Annotated in this window: 11 protein-coding genes and 1 other RNA gene; 7 read left to right on the top strand and 5 right to left on the bottom strand. The window is 33.1% G+C overall.

Annotated elements, in window-relative coordinates; genetic code table 11:
* The first annotated feature begins 30 nt into the window (after positions 1-30).
* Entirely contained in the window at positions 31-2,460 is a 2,430-nt protein-coding gene (gene pheT, locus Q4500_RS10015) for a phenylalanine--tRNA ligase subunit beta (RefSeq protein WP_303599533.1), read from the top strand.
* Here pheT and Q4500_RS10010 read toward each other — a convergent pair whose 3' ends face one another.
* Positions 2,461-3,033, bottom strand: a complete 573-nt coding sequence (locus Q4500_RS10010) for a fasciclin domain-containing protein (protein ID WP_303599532.1) — start codon at positions 3,031-3,033, stop codon at positions 2,461-2,463.
* A gap of 205 nt (positions 3,034-3,238) precedes the next feature.
* Between Q4500_RS10010 and Q4500_RS10005 the strand changes: the two genes are divergently transcribed.
* Positions 3,239-3,961 (top strand): hypothetical protein, encoded by a 723-nt coding sequence (locus Q4500_RS10005; protein WP_303599531.1) that lies wholly within the window; start codon positions 3,239-3,241, stop codon positions 3,959-3,961.
* 9 nt (positions 3,962-3,970) lie between these two features.
* Here Q4500_RS10005 and Q4500_RS10000 read toward each other — a convergent pair whose 3' ends face one another.
* Both Q4500_RS10000 and Q4500_RS09995 read right to left on the bottom strand, forming a co-directional pair.
* On the bottom strand, positions 3,971-5,095 hold the full coding sequence (locus Q4500_RS10000) for a hypothetical protein (protein WP_303599530.1): 1,125 nt from the start codon (positions 5,093-5,095) through the stop codon (positions 3,971-3,973).
* 32 nt (positions 5,096-5,127) lie between these two features.
* A complete protein-coding gene (locus Q4500_RS09995; RefSeq protein ID WP_303599529.1) occupies positions 5,128-6,750 on the bottom strand; it encodes an ABC-F family ATP-binding cassette domain-containing protein in 1,623 nt (540 codons plus the stop codon).
* A 179-nt stretch (positions 6,751-6,929) separates the two neighbouring features.
* Between Q4500_RS09995 and Q4500_RS09990 the strand changes: the two genes are divergently transcribed.
* The gene (locus Q4500_RS09990) at positions 6,930-8,312 is read left to right on the top strand and encodes a transaldolase (RefSeq protein ID WP_303599528.1); all 1,383 of its coding nucleotides are present in this window, start codon (positions 6,930-6,932) and stop codon (positions 8,310-8,312) included.
* Positions 8,313-8,347: 35 nt separating this feature from the next.
* On the opposite strand, the gene Q4500_RS09985 is transcribed toward Q4500_RS09990, so the two are convergent.
* Together Q4500_RS09985 and ffs are read right to left on the bottom strand one after the other, a co-directional pair.
* The gene (locus Q4500_RS09985) at positions 8,348-9,154 is read right to left on the bottom strand and encodes an SDR family oxidoreductase (protein WP_303599527.1); all 807 of its coding nucleotides are present in this window, start codon (positions 9,152-9,154) and stop codon (positions 8,348-8,350) included.
* 89 nt (positions 9,155-9,243) lie between these two features.
* An RNA gene (gene ffs / locus Q4500_RS09980) (signal recognition particle sRNA small type) lies at positions 9,244-9,342 on the bottom strand.
* 133 nt (positions 9,343-9,475) lie between these two features.
* Here ffs and Q4500_RS09975 point away from each other — a divergent pair.
* The 4 genes from Q4500_RS09975 (at position 9,476) to Q4500_RS09960 (ending at position 13,369) form a co-directional block, all read left to right on the top strand.
* Positions 9,476-10,531 carry a glutaminyl-peptide cyclotransferase gene (locus Q4500_RS09975; protein ID WP_303599526.1) on the top strand — a complete coding sequence of 352 codons (1,056 nt, stop codon included), beginning with the start codon at positions 9,476-9,478 and terminating at the stop codon, positions 10,529-10,531.
* Positions 10,532-10,535: 4 nt separating this feature from the next.
* A complete protein-coding gene (locus tag Q4500_RS09970; RefSeq protein WP_299317502.1) occupies positions 10,536-10,922 on the top strand; it encodes a thioesterase family protein in 387 nt (128 codons plus the stop codon).
* Positions 10,923-10,948: 26 nt separating this feature from the next.
* On the top strand, positions 10,949-12,493 hold the full coding sequence (locus tag Q4500_RS09965; RefSeq protein ID WP_303599525.1) for a hypothetical protein: 1,545 nt from the start codon (positions 10,949-10,951) through the stop codon (positions 12,491-12,493).
* A gap of 144 nt (positions 12,494-12,637) precedes the next feature.
* Positions 12,638-13,369, top strand: coding sequence for a LytTR family DNA-binding domain-containing protein (locus Q4500_RS09960; RefSeq protein ID WP_303599524.1), 732 nt, complete (start codon positions 12,638-12,640; stop codon positions 13,367-13,369).
* The last annotated feature ends 29 nt before the right edge of the window (positions 13,370-13,398 follow it).

Raw genomic sequence — 13,398 nt, 5'->3', positions numbered from 1 at the left:
TTTTATCTTTGCAACCTATAAATTTTTTGAATGAAAATATCATATAACTGGCTTAAACAGTTCATACAAATAGAATGGGAATCACAAAAAACCGGAGAACTTTTAACCGATCTAGGTTTAGAAGTTGAAGGCGTTGAGAAATTTGAATCTGTTAAAGGCGGATTAAAAGGTATTGTTGTGGGACACGTATTAAGTTGCGAAAAACACACCAATGCCGATAAGCTAAATGTCACTATGGTAGATATTGGCATAGAAGCACCTGTACAAATTGTTTGTGGAGCTAAGAATGTTGCTGCCGGTCAAAAAGTACCTGTAGCTACAATTGGTACAACTCTTTATACCGCTGAAGGTGAAGCCTGGACAATTAAGAAAGGAAAGATAAGAGGAGAAGAAAGCTTTGGTATGATTTGCGCTGAAGACGAATTAGGTCTTGGTAGTAGTCACGATGGTATAATGGTACTTGATAAAAATCTAAAAGTCGGAACTCCTTGTTCAGAAGTTTTTGATATTGAAGAGGATGAAGTTTTTGAAATTGGCCTAACACCAAACCGTGCTGACGCCATGAGTCATTTTGGTATAGCAAGAGATTTAAAAGCAGGACTTAAACAAAAGGAAATCACCAAAGAACTGATTACCCCTTCTACAAGTCATTTTAATATAAACGATAGATCACTAAAAATTGATGTTGACGTAATAAAAACTGAATTAGCTCCACGTTATTGTGGTATTACATTAAGCAATTTAATTGTTCAGCCCTCGCCTACCTGGCTTCAAAATAAACTTAAGTCTATAGGTCTTACACCGAAGAACAATGTTGTAGATGCTACTAATTATGTGCTACACGAACTTGGGCAGCCGTTACACGCTTTCGATGCCGCAAAAATAAAGGGTAATAAGATTATAGTTAAGACATTACCAAAAGACACAAAATTTACTACGCTTGACGGAGTTGAGAGAACCTTGCATGAAGATGACTTAATGATTTGTGATGCCGAAAAACCTTTGTGTTTAGCTGGTGTATTTGGCGGACTAGGTTCAGGAGTAACAGAAGAAACTACATCTATATTTTTAGAAAGTGCTTACTTTAATCCGGTCTCTATTAGAAAATCGGCCAAAAGGCATGGTTTAAATACAGATGCTTCATTTAGATTTGAACGTGGTATCGATATTGAAAATGTAGAATACAGTTTAAAACGTGCTGCCTTATTGATTAAAGAAATAGCAGGTGGTGAGATAACATCTGACGTTTATGATCTATACCCGAAAAAGCACCTTAATTTTGAAGTTTTTCTTGCATTTGAAAAAATCAACAAGCTTATAGGTCAAGAAATTCCACAAGACACCATTAAATCTATATTGGCATCTCTTGATATTAAAGTTAAAAATGTTACTGAAGCCGGTATGGGTCTTGAAGTACCATCGTACCGAGTTGATGTGCAGCGTCAGGTGGATGTTATAGAAGAAATATTAAGGGTTTATGGCTATAACAATGTTGCTTTTAGTCAAAAATTGAATGCTTCTATAGCCACTACAGAGGCAACTGCAGACCACACCATTCAAAACACCATTGGCAATGCATTGGCAGCAAAAGGTTACTATGAAATTTTAACCAATAGTCTAACGAATCCTGACTATACATCATTATTAAAAGATGAGGATGAAGAACGTCAGTCTATTGAAATTATTAACCCATTAAGTGGTGATCTTTCTGTATTACGTAGAACTTCTTTGTTCTCTGCTTTAGAAACTGCTAGTTATAATATTAACCGAAGAAGAGGTAATCTAAAATTGTTCGAATTTGGTAAAACATATTACGCCAAAGGTGACAAACGAATAGAACCAAAATACCTGAGTATTTTATTAACAGGAGACTCTGTTCAAGATAGCTGGACAACAAAAGCTGTGCCTACGAACTTTTTTGAATTAAAGTCTATTGTTAAATCGGTATTATTAAGACTTGGTTTGTCTGATTTAAAAAGCGAACCTACCACTTCTACAATTTTCTCAGAAGGCTTAACATTTACAAACAAGAAAAAAGAATTGGTTTCTTTCGGGTTGATTAAAAAGTCTATTCAAAAGCATTTTGATATAAAACAAGATATATTATATGCTGATTTTGATTGGGGAGCTGTTTTAAAACAAATTACAACAACACCTGTCACCTTTAAAGGAATACCTAAGCACCCAGAAGTAAAAAGAGATTTTGCGTTACTGTTAGATAATAAAGCTACGTATCGTGAACTTCATGACCTTGCTTTTGGTGCAGAGCGTAAATATTTAAAAGACATGACTCTTTTTGATGTGTATGAAGGTGAAAATTTACCAGAAGGCAAGAAATCATATGCAGTGAGCTTTACTTTGCAAGATGATAAAAGCACATTGACAGAAAAGCAAATAGAAAAGATTATGTCTCAATTACAAAGTACTTACGAACGTAATTTAGGAGCAATATTGCGTTAATTAAAACATTTTTTCTGGAACAAAAACGGTATCAACTTCGTGAATGATGCCGTTAGATTGATTAGTATCTGCAATTGTGATTATAGCACTATTACCAGATTTATCTGTAAGAACAATGTCTATACCTTTCATAGTCGCTGTTATTTTATCTCCTTGTATGGTAGTAAATTTTGCGATCCCATTACCTCTGCACATCGCTTTTAAAATACTAGAAGCCGATAATTTATCTGCAATTATATGATAAGAAAGCATCGCTTTTAATGCCTTTTTATTTTCAGGATCAAATAATTTATCGATTGTCGCTTTTGACAGCTTATCAAATGCAAGGTTAGATGGTGCAAAAACAGTAAATTCTCCGGTATAATCTAAAACCTTATCTAAATTTGTGGCTCTGAGGGCATTTAACAATGAAGAATGATTTTCGAAGGTTGCCGTGCGTTCTATAATAGATTTTTCCGATTGAATAGTTGATATTAGGTTTTCAAATTTAAAATCAATCGCGTTGTCCTGTGCATAGGTCTGAACCCCTAAAAATAGGGTGCACAAGGACATGAGGGATGTCCATTTTTTCATAATAGGTGGTTATTAAGGGGCAAATGTTCTTAAAATCGATAAACGGCTCGATTTCGTCGTCAATATACAATTAGATGTCTTTGACACCTAGTGTGAATTAGGTAGTAGAACGATTTTAACATTTTATTAACTTTTAATTAAGTTAAACAAGATTTTGATAAAATAACTAATTAACTAACTTTGAGTGTATTGCTAAAAAAAGAATATGCTGTTATCTAAAACAAACATTGAACAAAAACTCTCTAAAGCTAGAAACAAGCAGAATTCAACGGAAGACGCGAGAATGAAAGAGGTTTATAATATTCTTTCAAATGTAGATGATGAATTTAATAGAATTGAGCAAAACGTTACGACAAGTAAGAGTATACCTAACAATAATTTTAACGTAGATAAATTAGAAAGTTCTAAAATTTATCACATAGATGAAATCAAGCAAATTTGTATAGATTATCGTTTACGCTTTTTAGATACCAAATATTTTAAAGGAACAATACCAACAGAAGCGTTGTCAAAAATTAAAAGTTTAGAAAAAGAACATAACTTAGAAATACAGGGATTTAAAATAATAGCCCCTTCTAAACTCTTTAAACTTGAAGATAAAGATGATCCTTTGCTATTTGCCCCTATCGAAAATGGATATCATTATTTAATACATCAATGGGGAAATGACCTTCACCCATTACGAAAGTTGTTAATGTGGCCTTTTAAAAGCATCGTAAACCTTGCTATTTTAGTTTTATTGATGAGTTTCATTACAACGATGTTGATACCAGACGGACTATTCTCAAAAACCAATTCAAATGCTCAATTTTGGATTCTAAACTTTTTTATGTTCAAGTGTATTGCTTCTGTGGTAATTTTCTACGGATTTGCAATGGGCAAAAACTTTAACCCTGCTATTTGGAACAGCAAATATTTCAATAGCTAGTTATTAGTGCTACTTTACAAATATGGTTTTTGGAACGCCCTCTAAATCAATATTATCAATAAGCTTGAAATCGGGTGAAGGAGTTATTCTCAAAATTCCACCTTTATCTACTTGTCCTTTTTTCTGATATCCTATTAAAACATAATTGTTCTTTTCATCGTATGCTATTGATGTGGTTTGGTCTATACTGTACTTCATATTCAGTTCAGTTTCAGTTAAGAAATTTTCAAATAGATATACTACAGTGCTATTCTTTTCAAAATCATATATCGCTGGTACTTCTTCAATTTCTGCACTTGGTATATTTTTTTGAAAGTAAAATTTACCTGCGCTATCTAAGAAAAAATCTTGTGTTGTAACAAATCCAGGCTCTGTATTCTCACCATATGTGGTGTACGTTTTTTCTAAAGTAAAGGGATCTAAAGTAGTATGTAACTCTGGATAGCTAATTATCACATTACCACTGTTATTGGTAAATAGACGCTGGGCATCTAATCCTAAATCTAATTCCATTAAAACTTCATTATCATCCAAATCAATTACCGATAAATGAAATTCATCACTTACAAACTCATTTAACGTTAACACAAACAAACGATTTGATGAAATAACCATATCCACCGGCTTCTTATCCAAAGAAATTTCTACAGCACTAACTGTTGCATCATTAGTTGAATTTATGCGAACTACAAATTGCTTGTCTTTACCCAATAGCTCTCTTTCATAAGCAACAGCGGCAAGTTCACTTGAATATGCCATTGCAAATACATTTATAGAACATACATCTATATCACTAAATAATGATACTGACCCTGAAGAAGAACCTTCTGCATTAAACCTTTGAAATGTTGCCTGACAATTAGTAGTGGAATAATACCCTATATCGGTTGTAGTACGATATTTTATAGCATTCGATGGAATGTTACTAAATGAGTTTACAGTGCTTTTTACAGCAAATTCATCATTAGCAGACCCCACAACAATACCATTTAACTGATTGTTATCTTGTAAAAAAACGGTGTAGTCAACTTGTACATTAGTAGCTATTTCTTCATCAACTTGATCTGAAGATTTTTCGCATGCGAAGAAACTAAAGGCTAGCACAAAGCAAGCCACATATTTGTAGGTTTTCATAAAACATCGATTTGGGTTAATCTATTCTATGCTTAATTAGCGTACATTTTGTTACGCTGATCTTTCAATGTCTTGTCAGACATATATTCATCAAACGTTGAATACCTATCAATGTTGCCTTTAGGCGTTAATTCTATGATTCTATTTGCAACAGTTTGCGCAAACTCATGATCATGTGTAGTTAACATTACAGTACCCTTAAAATTCTTAAGAGAATTATTAAATGCCGTAATACTTTCTAGATCTAAGTGGTTTGTTGGTTCATCTAACATTAATACATTGGCACGCATTAACATCATTCTACTTAACATACAACGTACTTTTTCTCCACCAGAAAGAACAGTGCATTTTTTAAGTGCTTCTTCTCCACTAAATAACATTTTACCTAAAAAACCACGAATGTATACTTCCTCACGTTCTTCTTCTGTTTTAGCGTATTGACGTAACCAATCTACCAAGTTGATATTACCGGTAAAGAAACCTGAATTATCTGCTGGCAAGTAAGATTGTGTAGTAGTGATACCCCACTGAAAAGTACCTTTATCTGCTTTTTTGTTACCGTTTATGATTTCATAGAATGCTGAAGTAGCTCTAGAGTCTCTTGATATTATGGCAATTTTATCTCCTTTTGCCAAGTTGATGTTTACATTGCTGAATAATAGCTCGCCCTCATCTGTAGAAGCAGAAAGTCCTTCAACGTTTAAAATCTGATCCCCAGCCTCACGCTCTCTGTCAAAAATAATTGCAGGATACCTACGGCTTGATGGTTTAATGTCATCAATCTTTAATTTTGAAAGCATTTTTTTACGAGAAGTTGCTTGTTTACTTTTTGCAACGTTTGCACTAAAACGAGCAATAAATTCTTGCAGTTCTTTTGCTTTTTCTTCTGCCTTCTTGTTTTGTTGTGCACGTTGACGAGCCGCTAACTGACTACTTTCGTACCAAAACGTATAGTTACCAGAATATAAATTCAATTTTCCGAAATCAATATCACCTATATCAGTACAAACCGTATCTAAAAAGTGACGGTCATGACTTACTACAATCACCGTATTTTCATAATCTGCCAAGAAGTTCTCTAACCAACTGATTGTTTCATAATCCAGGTCGTTGGTAGGTTCATCCATAATCAAAACATCAGGATTACCGAATAATGCTTGCGCTAAAAGTACACGTACTTTTAATTTAGAGTCTAACTCAGACATTAAAGTAGAATGCAAATCGGCACTTATACCCAGGTTAGAAAGTAATGCAGCAGCGTTACTATCTGCATTCCAACCATTCATCTCCTCAAATTTTACCTGTAACTCCCCTATTCTATCTGCATTTTTATCATCATAATCAGCATAAAGAGCATCGATTTCTTTTTTTATCTCATATAACGGTTTGTTACCCATTACCACCGCCTCTAATACAGTAAAGTCATCAGCTGAGTTATGATTCTGTTCTAATATAGACATTCTCTTACCTGGTTCTAAATGAACATGACCAGAGGTTGGATCCATTTGACCAGCAAGAATTTTCAAAAAAGTAGATTTACCTGCACCATTGGCACCAATAATACCGTAGCAATTACCTTGCGTAAAAGCAACATTTACTTCATCAAACAATACTCGTTTTCCAAATTGAACAGAAAGATTAGAAACAGATAACATAGAAACAAAATTTTAAAAATCCGTGCAAAAATACTGAATTTCTAGGCTTACACTACCTAGTTTAGCATCAAATTCGACAAAAGATTCTTAAGTTAGCGGTTCACAACATTTAACTAGCTATTAACAACATCTGGTGATTAGGTTTGTTATTTTTGAAAATCACCAGTCCCATATACTATATGATAAGAATTTTACTTTCTGCATGCGTAGCCTTATTAATGGGTTGTTCCTCCACAAAAAAAGATTCTGAAACAGTATTGTTTGCTGGTGAAATAGTGAATCCTACAAGTGATCAAGTTGTTTTGTTAAAAGGCGGTATAAAAATCGATTCTGCAAAAATTGATAGCAAAAACCGATTTGAGTTTAAGCTTTCTTCTATTGAAAACGGTTTATACCACTTTAACTTAGCTCCAGAACATCAATATGTATATTTAGAAAAGGGTGATAGCCTTATGGTTAGGCTTAATACTATCTATTTTGATGAGTCTTTGGTTTTCTCTGGTACTAATGAAGAGACTAATAATTTTCTATTAGAATTATTTCTGGCAACTGAAGAGGAAGATTCTGCTATGTATTCTGAGTATTATGAATTAGAACCAATAGACTTCGCCGACAAAATAGAATCTCTAAGGCAAGACAAAGTTGCTATTCTAAACGAGTTAATTTCAGAAAATTTAATTTCTGAAGAAGCAATTAGATTATTAACCGGCAGTATAGATTATACCTATAATAGATATAAAGAAATTTACCCCTTTCAACATAAAAGAAAAGCTGCTGAGGAAAATTTTCATGATTTACCTAAAGATTTTTACGCGTATAGAAATCAAATAAATTACGGTGATCATACATTGACTTACCTTAGACCTTATTACGATTTTATGAAAGCTCATTTTGGTAACTTATCTTACATGAGCTGTAAAAATGAGTGCAAGAACGCCCATAAAGACGAAAGCAAACAATTGCACTATAAAAAGCATAAATTACATCTAATTGATAGTCTTGTCATTGAAAAAGGATTGAGAGATAATCTTTTTAGAAATGTAGCATTTGACTATTTACTAAAGAAAAAGGATGCTCCTGAAAACACAGAAATATTCTTAAAGGAATTTAAGAAAGTTTCTAAAAACAATATGCATATAGAAGAAATTGAAAACCTTTATCAAGGTATTGCAAATCTTCAGCCTGCAAAAGTTATTCCCGATTTAAAGGTGATGACCTTCAACAATGATAGCAAGACATTAACTGAAATTGCAGCTAATAAGAAAGTTTTGTTTTATTTCTGGTCTGGCACTAATAAAAAACAATATTTAGAGATATTTAAACGAGTATCTACCCTAAAAGAAAAGAAACCTGATCATGAGCTTATCGGTATTAATATTAAAACCGATTACGACCAGTGGAAAACTATTATAGCTACACTCGGTGTAGACCCTTCATCACAATATCATAGCAACGATTTTAAAGAGCTTACTGAAAAATTAGTGCTCTACCCTATGAACAAAGCTATTATTACTGAAAATGCGGTAATAGTAGATGGATTTTCTAATATCTATAAGAATTAGTAACTAATTTTTTTTGCAAAAATTATTATAGATTATTAAGAACTATGCCCTTCTAGCAACTTCTCAAACCAAAGACCCGGCAATAAACTTTTGAGTGTTAAAGAGAATTTTTGAATAAATGAACCTACTTTGTAATGAGGTTTAGGGTTTTTTGTTTCTATAATTTTAGCAATCTTCTTAGCTACATCAGCCGGATTACCACCACTATCTACATCTGCATCTATAGCCTCTAAAGTACTCTTATAAGCATTTCTGTAAGCTGAATTTTCATACACAGGGGTGTGATATCTACCAGAGGCAATATTAGTAGCAAAATCTCCTGGCGCCAATGTTGTAAACTTAATACCAAAAGACTTAGTTTCCATTCTATAACTCTCGGTAACAATTTCTAATGCTCCTTTTGATGCTGAATAGATTCCTCTATATGGTAACCCCATATAACCTGCAATAGAGGTTATATTAATAATAAGACCTTCTTTTTGCTCACGCATAACAGGCAATACATTGTTCATCACATTTAATGGTCCGTTAAAATTGGTTGCAAAGGCTTTTAATACTTCTTCATGCGGAGTTTCTTCCATTGGTCCTGTTATACCAACGCCTGCATTATTAATTAATACATCAATTCTACTTTCAAGCACTAATAATGATGCAATACAACTTTTTATGGTCTCTACATTTCTAACATCCATCTCTAAAAGCGGAAAATCTGAAAATGAAGGATATTTACTTTTGCTACGTGTTGTACCGTAAACCTTATACCCTTTTTCTTTTAAATGTATGCCTATTGCTTTGCCAATACCTGAAGATCCACCTGTAATTAGTACTACTTTTGTTTTCATTTTATAGAAAATAAGCGATGCTAAACGTTATATAGAATTGGTTTTGAATATGTTACCTTAAATTTAAAAATTTCATTTTAAGGCACAAAAAAAGGCAAGCTACCTACATCGCACCGCTACGACCATATACCCTTGCTGTGTTCCCACCCTGGGGGATTCTACAGGAGCTGGTCGTGTAGGACTTGCCAGGTGCAAATATACAATCTTTTAAAACTTTGACAATCCTTTAGTTTCTAATTTTTATGAATTAAATTGCCTATTAATAACAAGAAACTCTTCTTGTACTCACGTATTACATAAACTTAAATACCCATTTTCTTAATGAAAATCGTAAATTTTTTCTGTATCGCTCTTATTACCAGTTTGTTCACCGCTTGCGGCAGTGGCAACCAAAAAGCATCTTCCCTATTCGAAATTAACTTAGAAAAAAATGCAAGTCAAGTTAATTTGAACCAAGAAATTGGTATAAGTATTAAAAATAAAAAGGAAAAACAGATAGTAAGCGTTGAATATAGTATTGATGGCACCAAAATTCCGGTCAATAATGATAAAATAAAAATAGATTTGCCCACATTAGGAAACAAGATTCTAACAGCGAAAATTACTTTTGATGGTGAAACCGTCGATATTAATAAAAATTTAAAAGTACTTTCCGAAAAAGCTCCTGAGATTTACACCTACACCATCATTAAGGAATACCCACATGACACTAAAGCTTATACACAAGGCTTAGAATTTCATAATGACACCTTATATGAGTCTACAGGAAAAAGGGGACAATCTTTCTTAAGAAAATTAGATTTTAAAACTGGAAAAGTTTTTGAACAAATAGTTTTAGATGAAACTTACTTTGGAGAAGGTATAACCATATTAAACAATAAAATTTATCAGCTTACATGGCAAAGTGGTCTAGGTTTTATATATGATTTGAACTCTTTTAAAAAATTGGACAATTTTCAATACGGAAAAAGTCGTGAAGGCTGGGGATTAACAAACGACGGCTCTAAAATTTTTAAAAGCGATGGAACAGAAAAAATATGGTTTATAAATCCGGATACGATGACCGAAGAAGGTTATATAGAAACGGTAACCAACTCTTCAATATTTAATTCAGCCAACGAGCTAGAATATGTAGATGGAAAAATTTACGCCAACGTTTATCAAAAACCAAGTGTCATGATTATTGACAGTAAAACAGGCGCTATAGAAGGAGTTATTAATTTTAGCGGCTTAAGTGATATCATTACTAAAACTGAAAATTGGGATAAAACAAATTATGTGCTTAATGGAATTGCCTATCACCCTGAACGCAAGACATTTTTTGTTACCGGTAAGTTCTGGGACAAAATGTTTGAAGTGCAAATAGAGAAAAAATAAAAATATGGCATTTCAAAAAAAAATTGTTGTTTCGCATGACGATTTAGACGATTTAAACCATGTAAACAATGTGCGCTATGTTCAGTGGATACAAGACATTTCTAAAGAACACTGGCAAACAGTAGCAACTGCAAAAATGCAGGAAGATGTCATTTGGGTAGTATTAACTCATCATATTGAATATAAGCGGGCAGCAGTATTAGATGACCCTATTGTTATATCAACACACATAGAATCTAGTTCTGGAGCTAAATGTGTTAGAATTGTAGAGATGAAACACGGTACAACCAACAAATTGCTGGTTAGATCAAGCACAGAATGGTGTCTTCTTGATAGTAAATCTTATAGACCTATACGAATTCCTGAAGAGATCAAAGAAATTTTCCTTTAACTTAGATGAAGTAAAACCATTGTAGCGTGCGCCTTAGAATCTTAACAATACTCACCATTTTATTTATTATTCTTTGGAGCGCCTCTTGTAGAAAAGATTTTGAATACGCCCCAAGTAACGGTCATCTTTCGTTTTCTAAAGACACCGTTTACCTAGATACGGTTTTCTCAAATATAGGAAGCAGCACCTATACATTAAAAGTTTATAACGATACTAAAGATGATATTATCATCCCTACTATTACCCTTAAAAACGGTGTTGAAAGTTTTTACAGATTAAACGTAGATGGAGTTGCTGGCAAAGAATTCGAAAACATTCCGCTTTACGCTGAAGACAGTCTTTTTATTTTGGTAGAAACTACAATAAACATAAATGACAATACCCTAAACGAGCTCTTATACACCGATGCTATTCAATTTGATAAAGAACCTTTTCAACAATCTGTTGAATTAGTGACTTTGGCAAAAGATGCCATACTACTCTACCCTGACAACAATACAAACAATAATACAGAGGCTATTGTACTTTATAATGACGAATCAGGAAACCCTATTGAAATAGATGGATTTATACTACCTGACGAACATTTAAATTTTACAAAAGACAAATCTTATGTTATCTATGGTTATGCCATAGTCCCTGATGGAAATCAACTAATTATTGATGCAGGTACGCGTGTGCATTTCCATCAGAATTCTGGAATTTTAGTACAAAATGGGGGGACGATTAGTATAAACGGAGAATTAAGCGAAAACGAAGAGCTACTAGAAGGAGAAGTTATTTTCGAAGGAGATAGACTTGAGACCCAGTTCAACAATATACCAGGGCAATGGGGAACTATTTGGCTAAGTGCCGGGAGTAAGAATAACTCAATTAACCATTTAACTATTAAGAACGCTGAGTTAGGCTTATTCGTTGAAGGGCAAGAGAATGAACCAGAAGAAACCTTGACCATAACAAACAGCCAGATACTGAATAGCTCAAGATATAATCTCTGGACTAAAAATGCCCATGTAAATGCTGCCAATATCATATTAGGTAGTGCAGGCAGCTCCTCTCTTTATATAGAGAATGGTGGTAATTACTCATTTACACATGCTACAATTGCTAATTATTGGAACAAAGGGTTTCGATTTAATGCTAGTTTAGCTATAAGCAATACTTCGACTACCAGTCCAAATAACGGATTTGATTTATTGGCTGCAGATTTTAAGAACTGCATAATCGACGGAAATAGCGCTAATGAAATTTCGCTTCAGAGCAATAATCAAAATTCTTTCAACTTTAGTTTTCAAAATTGTTATATCAAATTCAGCGAAAATCAATCTTCTACAGAGAATAATATACTTTATGATTTTGAAAGTGAAGTCCACTACCCCAATGTTATTTTTAATGGAGAGTTAGATTATTTTCGTCCATTTGAAAATGATTTTAGAATTGGGTTAGATTCTGAAGTCATCAATAAAGGTGATTTAAATATTGCGAATTCTACGCCGTTAGATATCATTGAAACAGCACGAATACCTAATCCAGATTTGGGTGCTTATCAAGCCATCGAGGAAAATTTTTAATCATAGTACGAGAAAAATTGAAAGATTTTTCTCTCACAAGCCTCGTAAATACTGATTTTATAAACATGTCCTCTCTTTTTATAAGGACATTCTAGGTCTAGCTTTTCTTACCTATGTTTAATTTCGTAGTATACGCTATTTCATTTGAATTATACATACACCATAATCGACTCTGATGCTGTTTCAAATTTGCAGTTGCATGCATTTTTGGATGAATATGGTGACTTTGAATGTTTAAACACTACCAACAACCCTTCCGACGGATTAAATGATATATTAAAGTACTCTCCAGATATTGTTTTTATCAATCTTAACAATGATTATTCATCTGTATTTTTAATGGTTACTGAAATTCATCAATACATGAATCAGTTACCTATATTAATTGGTATTGCATCTAATAAGAATTACGCGTACGATGCTATAAAAAATGGCTTTTTTGATTACTGGCTACAACCCTTTAATGAATTTGATATTCGCAAGTCCTTATTGAAATTGCAAAAAAGAATGCCAAAAGATAAGGCGCCCGCTACAATATGTCTAAAATCATATAATGATTTTCAATATCTAAACACCAACGATATTCTTTACTTAAAGGCAGATAATAATACTACCGAATTTTTCATGAAAGACGGTACAATTATCAACGCCTATAAAACGTTAAAGACTTTTGAAAATACCTTGCCTGATAATTTTATGCGTGTTCACCAAAGTTATATTGTAAACACAAGTTATGTTTCTCGTATCAACTTCGGAAAATCTATCTGTGCAATTAAAGCGGTAAACGAGAATATTCCTTTTTCAAAAACATACAGAGAGAATATGAATAACCTTAAGAATATTCTTTCAAAAAATACCTTTTCTTCTCTAAATTAAAGAATTCTCTCACAATTGGTTCATTTACT

This window comes from Maribacter sp. 1_MG-2023 (assembly GCF_030547005.1).
In the GTDB taxonomy this organism is placed as follows: Bacteria; Bacteroidota; Bacteroidia; order Flavobacteriales; family Flavobacteriaceae; genus Maribacter.
Note: the sequence above shows the minus strand (reverse complement) of the source record. Positions and strands in the feature narration are given on the sequence as shown.